The organism is Rhizobium mayense, from assembly GCF_030272705.1.
GTDB lineage: Bacteria > Pseudomonadota > Alphaproteobacteria > Rhizobiales > Rhizobiaceae > Rhizobium > Rhizobium mayense.
This window is the reverse complement of record NZ_JARFYM010000016.1, coordinates 13,587-33,997: the sequence shown is the minus strand read 5'-3', so window position 1 is coordinate 33,997 and position 20,411 is coordinate 13,587. Positions and strand designations below refer to the sequence as shown.

The 20,411-nt window shown below is 60.6% G+C and carries 20 protein-coding genes; 10 read left to right on the top strand and 10 right to left on the bottom strand.

What is annotated here, in order from left to right; all coding sequences use genetic code 11:
- From PY649_RS19300 to thrC, 4 genes are read right to left on the bottom strand one after another with little or no spacing between them, the layout of a single operon-like run.
- Complete coding sequence (locus tag PY649_RS19300) at positions 1-2,913, bottom strand: sensor domain-containing phosphodiesterase (RefSeq protein ID WP_285870225.1); 2,913 nt, start codon at positions 2,911-2,913, stop codon at positions 1-3.
- Complete coding sequence (locus PY649_RS19295) at positions 2,910-3,524, bottom strand: GNAT family N-acetyltransferase (RefSeq protein ID WP_120703451.1); 615 nt, start codon at positions 3,522-3,524, stop codon at positions 2,910-2,912. The genes PY649_RS19300 and PY649_RS19295 overlap by 4 nt, the downstream gene beginning before the upstream one ends.
- Before the next feature lie 50 nt (positions 3,525-3,574).
- Positions 3,575-4,873 (bottom strand): M16 family metallopeptidase, encoded by a 1,299-nt coding sequence (locus tag PY649_RS19290; RefSeq protein ID WP_285870223.1) that lies wholly within the window; start codon positions 4,871-4,873, stop codon positions 3,575-3,577.
- Positions 4,874-4,893: 20 nt separating this feature from the next.
- Complete coding sequence (thrC, locus tag PY649_RS19285) at positions 4,894-6,291, bottom strand: threonine synthase (RefSeq protein WP_285870222.1); 1,398 nt, start codon at positions 6,289-6,291, stop codon at positions 4,894-4,896.
- Between the two features lie 324 nt (positions 6,292-6,615).
- Here thrC and PY649_RS19280 point away from each other — a divergent pair, with 324 nt between their 5' ends.
- Complete coding sequence (locus PY649_RS19280) at positions 6,616-7,242, top strand: hypothetical protein (RefSeq protein ID WP_285870221.1); 627 nt, start codon at positions 6,616-6,618, stop codon at positions 7,240-7,242.
- A 144-nt stretch (positions 7,243-7,386) separates the two neighbouring features.
- On the opposite strand, the gene PY649_RS19275 is transcribed toward PY649_RS19280, so the two are convergent.
- Together PY649_RS19275 and PY649_RS19270 are read right to left on the bottom strand one after the other, a co-directional pair.
- Positions 7,387-8,079: an HAD family hydrolase gene (locus PY649_RS19275; protein ID WP_285870220.1), complete on the bottom strand. Its 693-nt coding sequence runs from the start codon at positions 8,077-8,079 to the stop codon at positions 7,387-7,389.
- A gap of 195 nt (positions 8,080-8,274) precedes the next feature.
- The gene (locus PY649_RS19270) at positions 8,275-8,709 is read right to left on the bottom strand and encodes a MarR family winged helix-turn-helix transcriptional regulator (protein ID WP_285870219.1); all 435 of its coding nucleotides are present in this window, start codon (positions 8,707-8,709) and stop codon (positions 8,275-8,277) included.
- 94 nt (positions 8,710-8,803) lie between these two features.
- On the opposite strand from PY649_RS19270, the gene PY649_RS19265 reads away from it, so the two are divergent.
- Positions 8,804-9,472, top strand: a complete 669-nt coding sequence (locus tag PY649_RS19265) for a GntR family transcriptional regulator (protein ID WP_285870218.1) — start codon at positions 8,804-8,806, stop codon at positions 9,470-9,472.
- Positions 9,473-9,686: 214 nt separating this feature from the next.
- On the opposite strand, the gene PY649_RS19255 is transcribed toward PY649_RS19265, so the two are convergent.
- Entirely contained in the window at positions 9,687-10,409 is a 723-nt protein-coding gene (locus PY649_RS19255) for an ArsR/SmtB family transcription factor (protein WP_285870217.1), read from the bottom strand.
- Positions 10,410-10,480: 71 nt separating this feature from the next.
- Here PY649_RS19255 and PY649_RS19250 point away from each other — a divergent pair, with 71 nt between their 5' ends.
- The 3 genes from PY649_RS19250 (at position 10,481) to PY649_RS19240 (ending at position 12,425) form a co-directional block, all read left to right on the top strand.
- Positions 10,481-10,810: an NIPSNAP family protein gene (locus PY649_RS19250; RefSeq protein ID WP_285870216.1), complete on the top strand. Its 330-nt coding sequence runs from the start codon at positions 10,481-10,483 to the stop codon at positions 10,808-10,810.
- Positions 10,807-11,193 (top strand): antibiotic biosynthesis monooxygenase family protein, encoded by a 387-nt coding sequence (locus PY649_RS19245; RefSeq protein WP_285870215.1) that lies wholly within the window; start codon positions 10,807-10,809, stop codon positions 11,191-11,193. The genes PY649_RS19250 and PY649_RS19245 overlap by 4 nt, the downstream gene beginning before the upstream one ends.
- 101 nt (positions 11,194-11,294) lie before the next feature.
- Positions 11,295-12,425, top strand: coding sequence for a site-specific DNA-methyltransferase (locus PY649_RS19240; protein WP_285870214.1), 1,131 nt, complete (start codon positions 11,295-11,297; stop codon positions 12,423-12,425).
- A 171-nt stretch (positions 12,426-12,596) separates the two neighbouring features.
- Here PY649_RS19240 and PY649_RS19235 read toward each other — a convergent pair whose 3' ends face one another.
- From PY649_RS19235 to mutY, 3 genes are read right to left on the bottom strand one after another with little or no spacing between them, the layout of a single operon-like run.
- On the bottom strand, positions 12,597-12,962 hold the full coding sequence (locus PY649_RS19235; protein WP_285870213.1) for a nuclear transport factor 2 family protein: 366 nt from the start codon (positions 12,960-12,962) through the stop codon (positions 12,597-12,599).
- A 4-nt stretch (positions 12,963-12,966) separates the two neighbouring features.
- Entirely contained in the window at positions 12,967-13,581 is a 615-nt protein-coding gene (locus PY649_RS19230; protein WP_285870212.1) for an HAD family hydrolase, read from the bottom strand.
- On the bottom strand, positions 13,578-14,690 hold the full coding sequence (gene mutY, locus PY649_RS19225; protein WP_432761377.1) for an A/G-specific adenine glycosylase: 1,113 nt from the start codon (positions 14,688-14,690) through the stop codon (positions 13,578-13,580). Before mutY ends, PY649_RS19230 begins: the two co-directional genes overlap by 4 nt.
- Before the next feature lie 99 nt (positions 14,691-14,789).
- On the opposite strand from mutY, the gene PY649_RS19220 reads away from it, so the two are divergent.
- The 5 genes from PY649_RS19220 to PY649_RS19200 all read left to right on the top strand — a co-directional run bounded on the left by PY649_RS19220 (position 14,790) and on the right by PY649_RS19200 (position 20,344).
- Entirely contained in the window at positions 14,790-15,290 is a 501-nt protein-coding gene (locus tag PY649_RS19220) for a DUF721 domain-containing protein (RefSeq protein ID WP_285870211.1), read from the top strand.
- Positions 15,291-15,367: 77 nt separating this feature from the next.
- On the top strand, positions 15,368-15,592 hold the full coding sequence (gene relB / locus PY649_RS19215) for a type II toxin-antitoxin system RelB family antitoxin (RefSeq protein WP_104825010.1): 225 nt from the start codon (positions 15,368-15,370) through the stop codon (positions 15,590-15,592).
- On the top strand, positions 15,576-15,848 hold the full coding sequence (locus tag PY649_RS19210) for a type II toxin-antitoxin system RelE family toxin (protein WP_285870210.1): 273 nt from the start codon (positions 15,576-15,578) through the stop codon (positions 15,846-15,848). The genes relB and PY649_RS19210 overlap by 17 nt, the downstream gene beginning before the upstream one ends.
- A 176-nt stretch (positions 15,849-16,024) precedes the next feature.
- Positions 16,025-16,759, top strand: coding sequence for a DsbA family protein (locus PY649_RS19205; protein ID WP_285870209.1), 735 nt, complete (start codon positions 16,025-16,027; stop codon positions 16,757-16,759).
- A 123-nt stretch (positions 16,760-16,882) separates the two neighbouring features.
- Entirely contained in the window at positions 16,883-20,344 is a 3,462-nt protein-coding gene (locus PY649_RS19200) for a chromosome segregation SMC family protein (protein WP_285870208.1), read from the top strand.
- The last annotated feature ends 67 nt before the right edge of the window (positions 20,345-20,411 follow it).

Below are 20,411 nucleotides of genomic sequence, written 5' to 3'. Positions count from 1 at the left end.
CTACGCCCTTTTCGTCAGTGGAAAGCGTTCCTTCAACAGCCGCAGCACCGAGTCAGTTCCCATCGGCGGGCCGAAGATGAAGCTTTGGCCGTAGGCGCAACCCATCTTGGCGAGTTCGAGCGCGTCCTCTTCCGATTCGATGCCTTCAGCGACGACCCGCATATTGAGCTCGCGCGCCATGGAGATCACGGAACGCAAGAGCACGGCTTTCTTATCGCTTTCGTCGCGCACCATCGCCTTGTCGAGCTTGATCGTGTCGAAGGGGAAACGGGTAAGGTAGGAGAGCGAGGAGTAACCGGTACCGAAATCGTCGAGCGCCAGGCCGATGCCGGCTTCGCGCAGCTTGCCGAGCACGAGGCGAGCTTGTTCCGGATTCTCCATCACCTGCGATTCTGTCAGTTCGAGCTTGATGCGGTTCGGTTCGCAGTGGGTTTTTGCGAGCAAAGCGCGGACATCATCGTAGAGCTCGTTGTTGAGGAGCTGCACGCTGGACAGATTGATGGAAACGAAGAGCGGCAAGTCGCCGGTCTGGCGCTGCCAGGCCATCAGGTCGTTGGTCGCCTGTTCCAGTGCGAACATGCCGAGCGGACCGATAATATCCGAAGCTTCGGCGATCGGTATGAACTCTGATGGCGGAATATTGCCGCGTTTCGGATGTTCCCATCGCATCAGCGCCTCGAAACCGGCGACTTCGGCATCTTCCAGCCGAACGATCGGCTGGTAGACCAGCGACAATTCCTTGCGCTCGACGGCGCGACGAAGGTCCGTTTCAAGCTGCAGGCGGTCGGTGCCGAAGCTGCGGAAAGCAGGCTGGAAAGGCTCGACGCGATTGCCGCCCGCGCGTTTGGCGCGATACATCGCAAGTTCGGCGTCACTCAACAAGCCGGTGGCGCTCTCCTGCTGGTCGACCCAGGACGTCAGCCCGATCGAAGCCGTCAGGATGATTTCGCGATTGGCGAAATTGATCGGCACCATGATCGCCTTGCTGATCGCATCGGCGAAATCGGCGACCTTTGCCGGATCACGCTCGGAAACGAGGATCAGGCCGAACTGGTCGCCGGAGAGGCGCGCCAGCGTGTCCTGCGGCTTCATCAGCCGACGCAGGCGCCGCGTCAGCGCGATCAGGATATTGTCACCGGCAGCGACACCGAGCGTATCGTTGACCAGCTTATAGCGGTCGATGTCGATCACCATCACCGTCGGACGCAGCTGGCCGCCTTCCGGCGCCAAGGTGAGAACGGCCTGCAGGCGGTCGATGAAAACCTGGCGATTGGGCAGACCGGTCAGATTGTCGTGCAGTGCGTCGTGCAGCAGCCGCTCGATCGAATTCTTCTGCTCCGTGATGTCGACGATGGTACCGACGCAGCGGATGATCTCACCGTTCGAGCCGAGCACCGGGCGGGCGCGGATCGATAGCCAGTGAAAATGCCCGTCTTCGGCACGAATGCGGAATTCGTGATTCAGCCGGCCGCGGCGGTGTTCGAGGAGCACATCGAGTGTTGCCCGGAAGCGGTCGCGATCATCGGGATGCAGTCGTGGCAGCCAGTTGCGTGCCGCGCCATGCATGGTGCCGGGCGACAGGCCGAGCTTCATCGAGATATCCGGAGTGGTCACCACACGATCGCGCGCCACATCCCAATCCCAGACGGTATCGCCGGAGCCTGTCAGCGCCAAGGACTGCCGCTCGAGATCGGAGAACAGGCCCTGCTGGAATGCGCCGCCGGCGAAGGCGTGCTGCATGACCGTGAAGCCGATCAGCAGCACAATCAGAACGAGGCCGCCGCCCAGCGCCGGCTGGATGATGTCGTTATCGAGCTTGCCCGTGATCGTCATCCAGGCGCCGAACAGCCAGACCAGGATCAGCGCCCAGGCGGGCACAAGCAGAATGGCGCGGTCGTAGCGGCTGAAGCCAAGATAAATGATCAGCAGCAGGCCCGCCGTCGCCGTCAGCGCCAGCGACAGCCGCGCAATGCCGGCCGCAATCGACGGATCATAGATCGCCACGCCGAAGAGCAGCGCGAGACCGAGTACCCAGGCAAGCGTCACGTAGCCGAGATGCGCATGCCATCGATTGAGGTTCAGATAAGTGAACAGGAAGATGACCAGGCTCGACGCGAGCGCCACCTCCGCACAGGCGCGCCATATTCGCTGATCGCTGGAGGTGATGCTGATGAGCTTGCCGAGGAAACCGAAATCGACACAGATATAGCCGAGCACTGCCCAGGCCAGCGCAGCCGTCGCCGGCAACATCGAGGTGCCCTTGACGACAAAGAGAATAGTCAGGAACACCGCCAGCAGGCCGGCAATGCCGAGCACGATACCGCGATAGAGCGTGAAGGCGTTGACGGTGTCCTTGTAAGCGTTCGGCTCCCAAAGATAGAGCTGCGGCAGGTTCGGCGAGGAGAGCTCGGCGACAAAGGTGACGACCGCGCCGGGGTTCAGCGTGATGCGGAAGACATCGGCCTCGTCGCTGGGTTGCCGGTCGAGGGCAAAGCCTTCGCTCGGCGTGATCGCGATGATGCGCTGCGAGCCGAGGTCCGGCCAGAACATTTTCGAGTTCACCAGGCGGAAGTGCGGCGCGACGATGACGCGCTCGAGCTGTTCTTCCGAGACATTGGCGAGCGCAAAGACGGCCCAGTCGCCCTGGTGGTTCGGCGAGGAGGACCGTACCTCAATGCGGCGGCGAATGCCGTCGGCGCCGGCGGCGGTGGAGACCTGAAAGGCCTCGCCCTGATTGGTGTAGATCTCCGTCGTCGCCGTCAGATCCAGCGCGGTGTCGTCGCGTGAAATCTTCACGGGCTCGGCGGCATGCACCATGCCGGCAAGAAAGAACAGCGTGGCAGCCGCAAGCGTCGCGAGGATCGCGGACAACCTCCTGGCCAATCGTGGGGGCGGCGTAAGATCGGCGGTCATTGCTGGTCGGATTTTCTGCTGAGGTCGGCGTCGGACGCCAACCGGGAAAACATCACGTGATCACGCCATTGACCGTTGATTTTAAGATAACCGCGCAAATGACCTTCCCGTTGGAACCCGGCCTTTTCCAAAAGCCGCATGCTACGCTCATTATCCGGAATACAGGCTGCTTCAATACGGTGCAACTCAAGTCCCGAAAAGATGTAGGGTATAACCAACTGAAGTGCGGCGAACATATGGCCCTGGCCGGAATGTCGCTCGCCCATCCAATAGCCGATCATGCAGCTTTGCGCGGCGCCACGTCGGATGTAGCCGATCGTGATGCCGCCGAGTAAGGTCATATTCTCTTTAAGAAAAATAAAAAGTGGAATGGCCTGGCCGGAGCTATATTCCTGTTTTCCACGGATGACACGGGCTCGATAGGCGCCCTCGGTCAGTTCGTCATGACGCCAGGTCGGCTCCCAGGGTTCCAGGAAGCGTCGGCTTTCGGCCCGCAGCCGATGCCATTGATTGAAATCGGAGTAACGCGGCAGCCGCAGCAAATAGGTCGCGTTTTCCAGTTCGACCGCGTCCGGATGACGTGACAGAAACCGAAAGACCGATTTTTGCATTCCGCCCAGTACTCCCCGAAAGATTGAACCCATAGGCTCGCGATGCGGTCTTAGCCGCTCGCGCTTTTGGAGGCGGGGGTCGGCGATGATAAGGACGTGATGATATCTTCCATCGGCGCCAACTGTTCCAACGGCCCGATCGCCGACAGCGTCGGCACCGTGTCGAAGAACAGGCGACCGGCAAGATCCGTCAGGCGGTCGATGGTGATGCCCTGCAACCGCTCCAGCATTTCCTGGTTGGGGATAGGCCGGCCGTAGAGCATCATTTGCCGCGCGATCTGGCCGGCGCGCGCTGCCGGGCTTTCCTGCCCCATCAGCAACTGCGCACGAATTTGGGCGCGGGCGCGCTCGATTTCCTGCTGCTCGATCTGGTGGGAGGATTTATGCAGCTCGGCGATGATGACCGGCACCAGTTCCGGTAGGTTCTCGCCGCCCGTCGCAGCATGGATGCCGAAAATGCCGGTGTCGGAAAAGCCCCAATGGAAGGCATAGACCGAATAGCATAGACCGCGGAATTCGCGCACTTCCTGGAACAGCCGCGAGGACATGCCGCCGCCGAGGATGTTGGCAAGAATCTGCGAACAGTAGAAGTCGCGTGTATGGTAGGCGCGGCCCTCGAAGCCGAGCAGGATCTGCGCGTCCATCAAGTCGCGCGTCTCGCGGATATTGCCGCCGATATAGCGGGCAGGCTCGATGACAGGTGGCGCCGACGGCTTGGTCGGCAGGCTGGAGAAGCGCTCTTCGACTTGGCGGACGAAGCTTTCGTGGTCAACCGCGCCGGCGGCAACGACGAACATACGGTCTGTCGTATAATTGCGGCTGAGATAACCGCGGATTTGCCCGGGCGAGAAGGAAACGACGGTCTCCGGTGTGCCGAGAATAGCCCGGCCGAGCGTCTGGCCGCGATAGGCGACTTCGGAAAATTTATCGAAGACCACGTCGTCGGGCGTGTCGTTCGCAGCGTTGATTTCCTGCAGGATGACCTGCTTTTCGCGCTGCAACTCGTCTTCGTCAAAAGCGGATTCAGTCAGGATATCGGCGAGGATATCGACGGCGAGCGGTACATGGTCCTTTAGCACGCGGGCATAGTAGGAGGTTGTCTCGGTAGACGTGGCAGCATTGACTTCGCCGCCGACATTCTCGATTTCCTCGGCGATCTCGCGCGCCGAGCGACGCGCCGTACCCTTGAACGCCATGTGTTCGAGCAGATGCGCAATGCCGTGCTCCGCCTCGGTTTCGTTACGCGAACCCGATTTGATCCAGACGCCGAGTGCCACGCTTTCGAGGTGTGGCATCGTCTGGGTCGCTACTGTCAGCCCGGACGCAAGCCGGGTGCACTCCACTGTCATCGTCTGTCTTTCTGCGTTTATTATTCCCCGGCCCGGGCATGTTTGCCGATAAAAGTTTCTACGGCTTTAAGCTCGGGATCGAGGACGTCGAAACGCTCCTCCCTGTTCATCAGTCCAGCAAGCCACGTCGGAAGCGCTGGGTCAATACCGCATGCCGATTTTACTGCGGCGGGGAATTTTGCCGGATGCGCGGTAGCAAGCGTTACCATCGGGCTTGCCGGCTTCTCGTTTATTTCCGCAACAAAAACACCGATGGCGGTGTGCGGATCGATGAGATAGCCTGTGTCATCGAGCATTTTGCGGATCGTGGCAGCGACCTGCTTCTCGCTGGCGCGGCCGGCGCGGAAGTCCTTCTTGATGGTCTTCAGCGCGTGTTCGCCGATCGAAAAACCATTCGATTGTTTCAGGCTTTCCATCGCCGCGCGCACCTTCGATGGGTCGCGGTCATAGGCTTCGAACAGCAGCCGTTCGAAGTTGGAGGAGATCTGGATGTCCATCGACGGCGCGGTGGTCGCCTTGACCTCGCGCATCTCATAACGCCCGGTCTTAAGGGTGCGTGCTAGGATGTCGTTCTCGTTGGTGGCGATCACCAGCCGGTCGATCGGCAGGCCCATGCGCTTGGCGACATAGCCGGCGAAAATATCACCGAAATTGCCGGTCGGAACGGTGAAGGAAATCTTCCGGTCCGGTCCGCCGAGCGCGACGGCGGTGGTGAAATAGTAGACCACCTGTGCCATGATGCGCGCCCAGTTGATCGAATTGACGCCCGAAAGTTTGACGCTGTCGCGGAAGGCCGTGTCGTTGAACATGGCTTTGACTAGGTTCTGGCAATCATCGAAATTGCCGTTGATCGCTAGCGCGTGCACATTGGCCGCCGTCGAGGTGGTCATCTGCCGCTGCTGTACCGGCGAAACTTTGCCATGCGGGAAGAGGATGAAGATGTCGGTCCGTTCGCGGCCGGCAAAAGCATCGATCGCAGCACCGCCGGTGTCGCCCGATGTCGCGCCGACGATGGTCGCCCTCTGCCCGCGCTTTTCCAGCGCATGGTCCATCAGCCGTGCAAGCAACTGCATGGCGACATCCTTGAAGGCGAGCGTCGTACCATGGAAGAGCTCCATCACGAAGCTGTTCGGGCCTGTCTGCACCAGCGGCGTGACAGCGGGATGGCGGAAGGTGGCATAGGCTTCATCGATCATGCCGCGGAAGACATTGTCCGGAATTTCGCCGTTGGTGAAAGGCGACAGCACGGCGAAGGCGACCTCCTGATAGCTCTTGCCGCGGAAAGCGCGGATCTCCTTTTTCGTCAAGGTCGGCCATTTGCGGGGGACATAAAGCCCGCCATCACGCGCAAGGCCGGCCAGAAGGGCGTCGCAGAAGCCAAGAGCAGGGGCTTCTCCCCGCGTTGAGATATAATCCACGGTCTAGAATTCCTTTGGTCGCAAAATTGCCGGAGTGATGAGGTGAGAGGATAGGAGAACGAAGCGATGGCAGTCCGTCTTTTTGCGTCGGATCAGCCGCGTGGTTTTCGCGTTTGCGCAATGTCCGCCCGGATGCTTCCGGCGGGCGGCGGCTTGCGCCAATCTGTCGACGTCGAAAAGTGAGCCAAAACGGTGCCTACCCAATCGATTTTTCGCTGGGCCGCTGGTATAGACCATCGCCAAGTGTCATAAAAGGCCCGTCGAACAGGCTGCAGGCCGATAATGTGAAATATTGCAGAGGGTGGAATAATAGTGTTTGGCAGAGTGTCTCGTCGTCTTTTCTCCGCTTCGCTTTTGGCATTGTTGACTGGCTGTAGTTCTCTTGGTTTCGGCGGTGGCGACAAGCAGCCCGCGACGGATGTAACGGTGGCGCCGCAGGCGACAGCGGGCAATACATCCGCTGCCGACCCCGCGCCGCAAGTGACCGGCGGCCAGGCCTACATCGCAGGCAAATGCCCGCAAGTGGTGATCCGCGACGAGGCATCCGTCTACCGGACCTATGCAAAGGGCGCCAAGGACGATCCGAACCAGTTGGCGTATCAAGGCTCGCTCGCCCAGGCGACGCGCCAGTGCACCACCGATGGCACCAGCCTCAATATTCATGTCGTCGCGCAGGGGCGTCTCGTCGCCGGGCCGACGGGCGGGCCTGGCAAGGTAACCCTGCCGATCCATGTCGCCGTCATGGACGACAACACCGCGCTCTACGAGAAGACCATTAATTACACTGCCGAAATCCCACCGGGCGAGACCACGACGCAGTTCCTCTTCACCGACGACGACATCAAGGTTGCCGGCGGTTCCGGCGGCTTCACCAGCGTCCAGGTCGGCTTCGATCAGGGACCGCAAAAGCCCGAGAAGGGCCAGAAGCCGGTCCGTAAGAAGCATCAGTAAGGCTGGGGATCAGGCAGTAGGCAGTAGTAAAGAACACGTTGTCCTTGCCACCGTCGGCACATGGCGGCAACATCTATTGCCTATTGCCTATTGCCTATTGCCTATTGCCTATTGCCTATTGCCTATTGCCTATTGCCTATTGCCTTACAAAACGCCTTCCCATTCCGACAATGCCATCACCACGCCGGCCAGATCAGCCATCCGGGCGATGACGGTTTCGGCGCCCGCGTCGGTCAGCCGGTCGGCATGCGAAGGATAGGTGTGCGAAGCGCCGGTGAAGCCGATGACGCGCATGCCGGCGGCACGCGCAGCCTGCACACCATGCACCGAATCTTCGACGACGATGACATTGGCCGGCGGAACGTTCATCTTCTTGGCGCCGTGCAGGAAAATATCCGGCTTCGGCTTGACGCGATCGGCGCCGAGTTCCTTGGCGGAATAGATATACGGCGCGAACAGCTCTTTATAGCCGACCTTGGAGAGCATCATGTCGATCCGCGCGATGCTGGAGTTCGAGCAGATGCAGCGCGGCATCGGCAGGCGTGACAGGGCGAGAGGAACGCCAGGGATAGCCTTGACGTCATTGGCGAGCCTCAAGTCGAGAAGCTTCTCGGACTTGTCCAGCAGCGATGCGGAGAGCGGAATGCTCGCCTCGCGTTCGACTTCGAACAGAATGTTCTGCCAAGTCATGCCGGCAAAACGCTCGCCCATTTCTTCGACGCTGATTGGGTAGCCCGCTTCCGTCAGGAGCTTGGATTCAACCTCCGCCGCGATGATTTCCGAATCGACCAGAACGCCGTCGCAGTCGAAGATGATGAGATCGAAGCCATTGCTCATGAGAATACACTGCCTTTAGTGGGGCTCTGGATTGGCATGGCCTCATCCAAAAGGCGCTCCGCGCTTTTTGGGGCCTGCGCTAAAAGGGATTGTGCGGCTTTACACGATGCTCCGGCAAAGCTCAACCGATCAGCGGGCATGGCAGAAATGCACTGGGGGAAAGGATAGGCCAAGCTTTGGGTCCAACGAAAAGGGTCAGCCGTGATGGGTCATGTTGAAAAAGTCGCTGCGCAGGCTTTTGGCATGGAGTTGGCCGACCTGCGACTCATATTCCTCTTGAGCGGCCTGCCAGAAAGGCTCGGCCTCAGCGATTTTGTTCCGCCCGGCCGGCGATAGCTCCAACATCAGCCGCCGGCTATCCTTCATCTCGGGCGCAGTGATGATCAGCCCCTGTCGTTGCAGCGGCTTTACGGCCCGCAGCAGGGTCGTGCGGTCCATGAGCATCGCGGCCGCTAGGTCGTTCATGGTCATCCGTGCGTCGCGGTCGAGGAAATTCAGGAGCGAAAATTGGGTGCTGGTTATACCGGTCGGCGCCATATGGCGCTCATAGAGCTTCGAGACATGCCTCGCCAGTTGCCGGGTTGCCAGGCAATGACAGGCGAGGGGACCGAGGTCGTTTTCAGCTTGCATAATTTATCATATATGTGCATATGCACCCGGTCAAGTCGCATCGTATTTGATCTGGACGCTCGACAAGGCCGATCGCCACCTTTAAGGATCGGCCATGGCCAAAGAGCGCGACGACACGATTGCCAGCCGAATCAGCCGGGTGCTTGCAGATCGCATCATCCGTGGCGAGATCGCGCCCGATGCGCGGCTGCGGCAGGATCACATCGCCGAGGAATTCGGCGCCAGCCATGTGCCAGTGCGCGAGGCGTTCCGCCGCCTGGAAGCCCAGGGTTTGGCGATCAGTGTGCCGCGCCGCGGCGTGCGCGTTGCCTCCTTCGATCTCGAGGAGGTTCGGGAAGTCGCGGAAATGCGGGCGGCGCTCGAGAGTTTGGCATTGAGACATGCGGCGCAACATCTTACGCCCGCAATCCTCGATGCGGCCGAAGAGGCGACTCGGGAAGGGGATGCTGCTGCCGACGTCCGCGCCTGGGAAGAGGCCAATCGTCGCTTTCACCGCTTGATCCTTGCGCCTTGCGGCATGGCGCGGCTGCTTGCCTCAATCGATGACCTGCACGCCGCCAGCGCTCGCTTTCTCTTCTCCGCCTGGCAATCTGGCTGGGAAAAACGCACCGATCACGACCATCGCGCCATCCTCGCCGCGCTACGCCAGGGGCGGACAGAGGAGGCGGCATCCATCCTCCAGAAACACGTGCAGTGGATCGGCCGGGCGCCTGTGCGGACACCCTCGGGAACGACGCGCGAAGCTTTCGCGATCGTTGGATAAAAATTATAGATAATTTGGATACCTGGACGCCTTCGTCTCTGATGGAAGGACGACGCTCCGTCGGAATTTCGCAAGCGGCGATCTTCGCCATGCCTGTCGCGGCTGCGAATGGGGAGACCTCTGCAGTCGTATTGCAGCAAGCAATTTCAAAGGGATATTGATCGGTTCAAGCTGAGGCCGTCATCTCTGGCAACTGGACGCAGGCCTATGAAATTCAGGCGTCAACACCGTCGCGCTCTTTGTCCGTCGCAAGTGCGTCGACCGGAAACAGCGCCAGGAACCGGCGTTCGCCTTCCGATGTAAACAGGATCGAGCGGCTGTTTTCCGATCGCCGCGCCCAGCCCTTGTCGAAGAAATTGGAAAGCAGCGCCTTGCCAAGGCTGCCGGCGAGATGCGCGCGGCGTTCGCTCCAATCGAGGCAGGAGCGGCAGAGCGGGCGCCGCGTCGAGCGCAGCCCGGTCACGTCTATGCCGATCGAGCTAAGCTGCGCTTCGCCGCGCTCCGTCAGGTTTAAGCCGTCACCGACCGCCGAGATCGCACCGGCGGCAATCAGGCTATCGAGCATGCGCACGCCGTAGTCGCCGGCGAGATGGTCGTAGCAGATGCGTGCCTTGCGTAGAGCTGGCTCCTTCGGGCCGGGACGGTGGCGCAGGTGCCCTCGTGTAGCGGCGAAGCCCATGATACTTTCCAGCAGCTTGCCGACACCATCGTCGGCCAGCGCGAAATAACGGTGCCGGCCTTGCTTTCGCTGCACAAGCAACCCGCCTGTCTCGAGTTTCGACAGATGCGTGCTCGCCGTCTGCAGCGTGATGCCGCCGGCCGCCGCCAGCTCCGTTGCCGTCAGGGCGCGGCCGCCCATCAGCGCGGTGAGCATGTTCGCCCGTGCCGGATCGCCGATGAGTGCACCGATCTGCGCTACGTCAGGACCTTCCTTCATAGTTCGATCGTAACCGAAGCATCGACGTCATGCAATGTGCGACAAGATCTCCATCACCAAAGGAGAAAACCATGATCACCTGTTTCATCCGCTACGAGATCGACCCCTTCAAGAAGGACGCCTTTGCCGAATATGCCGCAGCATGGGGCCAAGCCATACCCCGCAACGGCGCGGACCTCATCGGCTATTTCGCCCCGCACGAGGGTTCGGCGACATCGGCTTACGGCGTCTACAACATCGAAAGCCTGGCCGCCTATGAAGCCTATCGCGCTCGCCTCGCCGCCGACCCACTCGGCAAGGCGAACTGCGATTTCTCGCGCCGCGAACGCTTCATCATCAAGGAGGACCGCATCTTCCTGAAAAACGTGTCCCTGCCGCATGGTCCAAAGGTGACGCCATGATCGCCGTCATTTTCGAGGTCATTCCCTATCTCGGCGAGCGCCATCACTATCTTGATCTTGCCGGCGCGCTGCGCGCCGAGCTCGAGACAATCGACGGGTTCGTCTCCATCGAACGCTTCGAAAGCCTGACGCAACGCGGCAAGCTTCTTTCGCTGTCCTTCTGGCGTGACGAGGATGCGGTCAAAGTATGGCGGAACCGCGAGGCGCACCGAGCGGCACAGAAGGCCGGGCGAGGGGCTATTTTCGCTGACTACCGTCTGCGCATCGCGCATGTGGTTCGTGATTACGGAATGAATGAGAGGCAAGAGGCACCGACGGACAGCCGCGCGGTTCATGATGGATCCGAGACGGCGAGCGACGACCGACAATCGGCGCGGTCTTGAGAAATTGCAAAATGTGCTGCTCGCTTTAGCCTTTGGTAACCAACTTAGGTAACCATAACACTCAGTTAAGCGTATCGAGTAAGTGTAACAGCGAGTATCACATGGCGTCAGTTTTCCCGCTTGCCGACCTCAGGACTTCCGCAACGCCGGGCTCCTGGGTCGACACGATCATCAAGGGCGATTGCGTGGCGGCCCTTGAAGCACTGCCCACCCATTCCGTCGACGTCATCTTCGCCGACCCGCCTTACAACCTGCAGCTCGGCGGCACCCTGCACCGCCCGGACCAATCGCTGGTCGACGCCGTCGATGACGAATGGGATCAGTTTGCTTCGTTCGAGGCCTATGATGCCTTCACGCGCGCCTGGCTGCTGGCCTGCCGCCGCGTCCTGAAGCCGACGGGCACCATCTGGGTCATCGGCTCCTATCACAATATTTTCCGCGTCGGCGCGACGATGCAGGATCTGAATTTCTGGATCCTCAACGATATCGTCTGGCGCAAGACCAATCCGATGCCGAATTTCAAGGGCCGTCGTTTCCAGAACGCGCATGAAACGATGATCTGGGCGAGCCCGAACGCCAAGGCCAAAGGCTATACCTTCAACTACGACGCTATGAAGGCGGCCAATGACGATGTGCAGATGCGCTCCGATTGGCTGTTCCCGATCTGCAGCGGTGGCGAACGGCTTAAGGATCAGGACGGCAAGAAGGCGCATCCGACGCAGAAGCCGGAAGCCCTGCTTGCCCGCGTTATCATGGCGTCGTCCAAACCGGGCGACATCGTGCTTGATCCTTTCTTCGGCTCGGGCACCACCGGCGCCGTCGCCAAGCGTCTTGGCCGTCATTTCGTCGGCATCGAACGCGAGCAGGACTATATCGATGCAGCCAGCGCCCGCATTGCCGCCGTCGAGCCGCTCGGCAAGGCCGAATTGACTGTGATGACCGGCAAGAAAGCCGAAGTTCGCGTCGCATTCAACGTTTTGATCGAAAGCGGTCTCATCAAGCCCGGCCAGGTGCTGACGGATGCAAAGCGCCGCTATAGCGCCATCGTGCGCGCCGATGGCACGGTCGCGTCTGGTGGCGAGGCCGGCTCAATTCATCGCCTCGGCGCGAAAGTCCAGGGCCTTGATGCATGCAACGGATGGACGTTCTGGCACTTTGACGACGGGCAGTCCCTGCGCCCGATCGACGATCTGCGTTCGATCGTCCGCAATGATCTGGCCAAGGCAGAATAATCCCAACTATTTGAACGGCATGATCTATCTGAAAGCCTTTCCCGGTTTTCGCGATCATGCCGCGGCCGGATCCGCATATCCGCCTTCTTCCGTCGAGTACCTCCAGTTAGGGAGGAAGGTGAGACGCCCAGGATTCACGAATCCTGGGCGCCATTTTTTGAGCCTCTAGGCTTAGAATTCCTGATAGTCCGTCACATCGACCCGTACGACGCGTCCCTCTTCGTCGAAGGTGATTGTCTCTTCGCCTTCGCGGATCAGCGGCTTGCCGGTCTTGCTGTTGGTCGCCCGGACAGACCAGACGGCGCGGCCGGAAAGCGGCGTCAGCGTTTCCACCAATGAATTGGCGGCGGCTTGATCCGGATACGTGTCGAAATAGCCGCGAAATGCTTCCATGATCGCCTCGCGACCGGCAAGGCTGCCGACGCCGTTGGAGACATAGGTGGCATTCTCGGCGAAGAAATTCTCGATCGCTTCGTAGTCAAGCCTGTTGATCGCGTCGTGGAACAGGGTGATGCGCTCTGCCGGATCGAAAATCATGGGTTCAAACCTCGATGCCGTAGGCGGCGAGATCGCTGCGCAGCTTCTCGGCGCCGGTGAAATGGACTGCGTTCCAACCCGCGGCTTTTGCGCCTTCGACGTTGGCAAGCGAATCGTCGATGAAGATGGTCGAAGCCGGATCCAGCCCGAAACTCTTTACATGCGCCTCATAGATCGCAATGTCCGGCTTGATCAGGCCAATGTCGCCGGACACGGTGACGCCGCGCGGCTTGGAGAGGAAATCGAAGCGCGTCTGCGCTTCACGAAAGGTGTCAGAGGCGAAATTGGTCAACATGGTGACGTCGCGGCCTTCGGCTATGAGCTTCTCCATGATGGCGACGCTATCGTCATAGGCATGGGGAACCATGTCATTCCAATTTTTGCGGAAAGCGCGAATCTGTTCTTCACGCTCGGGATGCTCGGCGATCAGCAGCGCTTCGGCCTCTTCCCAGGTCCGGCCGCGATCCTGCTCGATATTCCATTCATGTGTGCAGACATTTGCGAGGAACCAGGCTCGCTCCGCTTCATCGGGGATGATGCGGCTATAGGGAATACTCGGATCGTAGTGAACAAGCACTTTGCCGATATCGAAGACAATGTGCCGGATTTCCGTCGTCATGAATTATGTCCTGCCTTTTCGAATGTCTTGGTCTTTGTGAATGCACGTGGAATAGCCTGAGCGATGGCTTTTTTCATGACTGTCGGCAAGGCCTGTGCTTCAAGATTTGTAACCGGCTCCCACCATCCGTCATTGCGGAACGCGCTCGACGCCACCTGGGCGCGATAGATCGATAGCCGCAGTTCGAAGTGAGTGAAGACATGCGTCACGGTCCCCGCAGGCTGCCAATCGGCAGGAAAGGGGGCAGCCGCAGCGCTGGTCTCGCCGTCGATCCGGGCCGTCCAGCCGGTGGTCGGCACTTCGGTCATGCCGCCGAGCAGGCCGCTGGCAATACGCCGCCGCAAATAAATCTCGCCATCGCCATTCACCGCCACGAAAGCGGCACCCTGGCGCACCGGCTTTTCCTTCTTAGCCGCTTTGACCGGAAAATGTTCGGGATCATGCAGCCGCAATGCCTCGCAAGCATTGTTGAAGGGACAGAGCGAACAGGCCGGCCGCTTCGGCGTGCAGATCGTCGCGCCGAGATCCATCATCGCCTGCGCGAAGTCGCCGGGACGATCGGCAGGCGTCAGTAAAGCCACCTTCTGCTTCATCAGCGGTTTGGCAGCGGGCAAAGGTGTAGCGATGGCGTATAGTCTGGAGATGACCCGCTCGACATTGGCGTCCATGACAGCCGCCTGCCGCTCGAATGCAATGGCGGCGACCGCTGCCGCCGTATAGTCGCCGATTCCCGGCAAGGCGCGCAGTCCGTCCTCGGTATCCGGGAAACGCCCACCATGTTCCGCCGTTACGGCCTCCGCACATTTCTTCAGGTTGCGGGCGCGGGCATAGTAGCCGAGCCCGGCCCAGGCGGCCATGACATCGTCGGTGGGCGCCGCCGCAAGATCACGAACCGTCGGCCAGCGCTCCAGGAATTTGGCGAAATAAGCTTTGACCGCAGGCACGGTGGTCTGCTGCAGCATCACTTCGGAGAGCCAAATATGATAGGGGTCGGGCCGGATGCCGCGCGTTGCCATCGCGGGCGAGACGCGCCAGGGCAGGTCGCGGTGATGGCGGTCGTACCAGGCAAGCAGGGATGCGGCCGTAGGGGATTCTATTGTCGTCGTCATGATTTGCCGCATCGAGGGGAAGTGCTCTATACTTGGCCAAGCTGCGCCGAACGATCAAGGTCTTCGAGGCGCAAACAAGGTTCCAGGTCCCGTTATCCAATGAGTTATCCCCGAAAAGGCGAAAAGCAGATTTCCGAGCTGACCAACGGCATCATAGATCCCGTTCTGGCGAAGCGTGCGGGAATCAACACGGCGCTGCTCGGCTCCTGGGACGAGATCGCCGGCGAGGATTTCGCCGAATGTACGCGACCGGAAAAGATCGCGTGGGCAAAACGTGGCGGCTCGGGCGAGGATGGCGGCTACCAGCCGGGCGTGCTGACCATCGCCTGCGAGGGTGCACGCGCTTTGTTTCTGACCCATGCGCAGGGCGAACTCATCCAGCGCATCAACGGCTTTTTCGGCTTCCACGCCGTCAGCCAGATCCGCATCGTCCAGAAGCCGGTTTCGACTGCTTCAAAACGCTCCCGCACTCCGCCGCCGCTGAAGGGCGAAGCGGCGCGAAAGCTGGAAGACATGATGGACGGCATCGAGGACGACAAGTTGCGTGCTGCAGTTCAGAGATTGGGTAGGGCGATGGCTTGGAGGCGGGGCAAGAGATAGCTTTGTTTTGATGCGGAAATCGGTTGGTCAGCGGTTTCCGGAATGCTATATCTGTATAGCAATTTGGAGAGAAGATAATGTTGGCCCTACGGCTTCCGCCGGAAATTGAAGCAAGACTCGATGCGCTCGCCAAGCGCACCGGGCGCAGCAAAAGCTTTTATGCCCGTGAGGCGATCCTCGAGCACCTGGACGATCTTGAGGATATCTATCTTGCGGAAAAACGCCTGGAAGAGTTTCGCCGAGGCGAGAGCGACACCGTTTCCTTGGCTGAGTTAATGGCGCGCTATGGCGTGGACGATTGAGTTTCAGCGATCTGCGGAGCGCGAACTCGAAAAGCTCGGACATGAGACTTCGCGCCGGATACTTAAATTTCTCCACGAGCGCGTTGCCAAGCTGGATAATCCGCGCGCTATCGGAGAGGCCTTGAAAGGTTCTGATCTCGGTGACTTCTGGAAATATCGGGTCGGAGACTGCCGGGTAATTGCGCACATCGAAGATAGCGCCATACGAATTCTGATAGTTCGAATCGGAAATCGCCGCGAAGTTTATCGGAGATAGTGTCGCATCCTGAGGGTCGTCTGCCCCACCGCAGCCAATTCTGACGATAATTTAACCTTTTTGTCTTCTGTAGGTCACAATTCTTTGAAGAAAGTTGGTCAACCGTGCCTTGTTAGTAGTAACGAGCCGTTATATCGCAATGAACCATTCAAAGACCTCTTACGACGGGTGACTCTATGCCGATGTCCGACATGCTCTTGACCAAACGCCACCTGCTGGGCGGCACTGCCGTCGCGGCCCTTTCCTTGGCGTTCGCTGCCTTTGCCGACACCGCATCCGCCGCCAATGCCACTACCGCCGGCGGCGCCCAGGAGACCACCAATGCCGGCTCGGCGGAGGACCAGGTTCCGTCTCCGGATGGCAACGTCGACATGAACGAAGTGCTGAAGCCCGGCGCCCTGCCGGAAATCGCGCTCGGCAAGGAAGACGCTCCGGTCAAGATCGTCGAATACATGTCGCTGACCTGCCCGCACTGCGCGCATTTCGCTACTACCACCTTCGACGCGATCAAGCAGAAATACGTCGACACCGGCAAAGTCCGCTTCATCATCCGCGAGTTCCCCTTCGACCCGCGCGCCGCCGCCGCCTTCATGCTGGCCCGTTGCGCGCCGCAGGAACAGTATCTTCCGATGGTCGATATGCTGTTCAAGCAGCAGATCGCCTGGGCCTCGCCGGATGTCGACGGCCGTGCCGCGCTGCTGCAAATGTCGAAACTTGCCGGTTTTACTGAGGATAGCTTTACGAAATGCTTGACGAACCAGAAGCTTCTGGATGATGTCAACTCAGTTAGGGAACGCGCGGCCAAGGACTTCGGTGTCAATGCTACGCCGACCTTCTTGATCAACGGCAAGCGTTATGCAGGGGACATGTCGGTTGGTGCCATGTCGAAGCTCATCGACAGCCTTCTCTGATCCGTGCCTTTTCGAAACGACGGGCGGCGGGGGAACCTGCGCGCCCGTTTTTTTGTCCCTCACTCCTGAAAAGATAGGGGTTTCTTCCTTCCCCCGCTGGCGCGGAGAAGGGGAGTGGCGCTTATGAAGTTCAACAGGCTTCGTCTCGTCGGCTTCAAATCCTTTGTGGAGCCGGCGGAATTCGTCATTGAGCGCGGATTGACCGGCGTCGTCGGCCCGAACGGCTGCGGCAAGTCCAATCTGGTCGAAGCGCTGCGCTGGGTGATGGGCGAGAATTCCTACAAGAACATGCGCGCCTCCGGCATGGATGATGTCATCTTCTCCGGTTCCGGCAATCGCCCGGCGCGCAATACCGCAGAAGTCGGCCTTTATCTGGACAACAGCGACCGCACGGCACCCGCCGCCTTCAACGACAGCGACGAAATCCAGGTCACCCGCCGTATCGAGCGCGAGCAGGGCTCGCTTTATCGCATCAACGGCAAGGAGGCCCGCGCCAAGGATGTGCAACTGCTGTTCGCCGATGCCTCGACCGGCGCGCGTTCGCCGTCGATGGTCGGACAGGGGCGTATTGGCGAGCTGATCCAGGCCAAGCCACAGGCCCGACGCCAGCTTTTGGAAGAGGCGGCTGGCATTTCCGGCCTGCATTCGCGCCGGCATGAGGCGGAGCTGCGTCTGCGCGCTGCCGAAGGCAATCTCGAGCGTCTGGACGACGTGACCTCGCAGCTTGAGAGCCAGATCGAGAGCCTGAAGCGCCAGGCGCGGCAGGCCAACCGGTTCAAGATGTTGTCCGCCGATATCCGTGCCCGCGAGGCCATGCTCCTGCATATCCACTGGGTGCAAGCCAAGGAGGCGGAGACCGAAGCCGACAACGCGCTCAAGCAGGCGACGCTGCTGGTCGCCGAAAAGGCGCAGATACAGATGGAGGCGGCGAAGACACAGGGTATTGCCAGCTTCAAGCTGCCGGAGCTGCGTGAAGGGGAGGCGAAGGCCGCTGCCGCCTTGCAGCGCCTGCAGATCGCGCGCACTCAGTTGGAAGAAGACGCCAACCGTATCCTGCGTCGTCGCGACGAGCTGATCCGGCGCTTGGCGCAACTGGCTGAAGATATCCGCCGTGAAGAGCGCCTCGTTGCCGATAATGCCGAGATTCTCGCCAAACTTGACGCTGAAGAGGTCGACATCGCCGATGTCCTCGCAGATTCCGGCCGGCTCGCCGAGGAAACACGCGAGGCTTTCGATGAAGCTGCCGCGAAGCTGGCCGATAGCGAGCGCATCTTTACCGCACTGACCGCCGAGCGCGCCGAAACCGCCGCCGCCCGCAATCAGCTCGAGCGCGCCATTCGGGATCTTGCCGACCGCAAGATGCGGCTGGAACGCCAGATGGACGAGGCCAACGGCGAGCTCGCTGCGATCGATGAAAAGATAGCCACCCTGCCGGACCCCGGCGAAAAGCGCGATATGGTCGAAGCGGCCGAAAGTGTCGTCGCCGATGCCGAAGCAGCGATCCAGTTGGTCGAAGCGGCCCTCGTTAAGGCGCGTGAGACCGAAGCTTTATCGCGAACGCCAGTCGATCAAGCCCGCTCGCGGGTGAATGAATTGGAAACGGAGGCGCGCACGATCTCGAAGATCCTTGCGGCGGGAGCCGCCTCGGGCACATCCGCGCCCGTTGCAGAAGAGGTGCGTGTCGATCGTGGCTTCGAGACCGCGCTTGGCGCAGCCCTTGGCGACGATCTGGAATCGCCGCTGGATCCGAACGCGCCCGCCCACTGGTCCGACAATGGCAGCGGCGCGACCGATCCTGCCTTGCCGGAAGGCATCGTGCCGCTGATTACGCATGTCGGCGCACCAGCCGCATTGACGCGACGCCTGCGCCAGATCGGCCTTGTCGCCAGGGAAGACGCCATGCGTCTCATGCCGGTGTTGAAGCCAGGTCAGCGTTTGGTGACGAAGGACGGTGCCGTATTTCGTTGGGACGGGCATGTGACCGGGGCAGACGCTCCCAGCGCGGCGGCCCTGCGGCTGGCACAGAAAAATCGTCTTGCCGAACTTGAGGCCGAAGCCGAGCTGGCACGCGATATCCTGGCTGAGGCCGAAGAGCGTTTGGCGATTGCCGGCGACGCGATCCGGGCCGAGGAAGGCCGCCTTGTCGTTGCTCGAGATACCAGCCGGCTTGCCGCTCGCCACCTCGCGGAGGCTCGCGAAGCATTGGCCATGGCAGAGCGCGCCTCAGGCGATCTCATCCGTCGTCGCGATGTCATCACGGAGGCCGTCAGCCAGCTACAGGCGCAGTTGGAAGAGGTGGCGGTGCAGGACGAAAATGCCCGTATCGAACTGGAGGATGCGCCGGATCTGACGGCGATCGATCTCAAGCTGCGCGACCAGCAGGCGGAAGTCGCAACGGATCGCGGCGCGCTCGCCGAGGCGCGTGCCCGTTACGAAGGCCTGAATCGGGAAAACGAAGCGCGGCAGCGCCGCATTCTGGCGATCCGGCAGGAGCGCGACGGTTGGCGCCAGCGCGCCGCCAGTGCCGAAGAGCATATCCAGACCCTGCGCGATCGCGAGGAAGAGGCGCGCGATGAAGCCGCCGAGCTGGATCTCGCCCCGGATGAATTCGATGACAAGCGCCGCGCGCTGATGAACGAATTGCAAAAGGCGGAGGAGGCGCGCCGCGCGGCGGCCGATCGCCTGGTTGAGGCGGAAATCGTTCAGCGCGAGGCCGATCGTCAAGCCGCCATGGCGCTGTCCGAACTGGCGGAAAGCCGCGAAAAGCGCGGCCGCATCGAGGAGCGGCTGGTTTCCGCCCGCGAGCGCCGTCAGGAAAGCGAGTTGCGCATCCGCCAGGCACTGAATGTCGAACTGCACGAGGTGCTGCGGCTTGCCGGCTTGTCTGCGGGACAGACTATTCCTGATTTGCGCGAAGTGGAGCGCGAACTGGAGCGGCTGAAGATCGAGCGTGAGCGCCTCGGTGCCGTCAATCTGCGCGCCGAGGAGGAAAGTCGGGAGCTGACCGAGCGGTTGCGGGCCTTGATCAAGGAGCGCGACGATGTCATCGACGCGATCCGTAAGCTACGCGGCGCGATTCAAAGCCTCAACCGGGAAGGCCGCGAGCGGCTGATTGCAGCTTTCGACGTCGTCAACGTGCAGTTCCAGCGGCTGTTCACCCATCTTTTCGGTGGCGGCACAGCCGAGCTGCAATTGATCGAATCAGACGATCCGCTGGAGGCGGGTCTCGAAATCCTCGCCCGCCCGCCGGGTAAAAAGCCGCAGACCATGACGCTGCTGTCCGGCGGCGAACAGGCGCTGACGGCTATGGCGCTGATCTTTGCTGTCTTCCTTACAAATCCGGCCCCGATCTGCGTGCTGGACGAGGTGGACGCGCCGCTCGACGACCATAATGTCGAACGCTATTGCAATCTCATGGACGAGATGGCCGCCTCGACCGAGACACGTTTCGTGGTCATTACCCACAACCCCATCACCATGGCCCGCATGGATCGCCTCTTCGGCGTGACCATGGCCGAACAGGGCGTTTCCCAGCTTGTGTCCGTCGACCTGCAGACTGCGGAGCAACTGCGGGAGATCGCCTGAGACGCCTCTTTCCGATTGGAAAAGAGAAAAACCATTCCCATATCGACAAGAAATTGCTGCTTCGGCT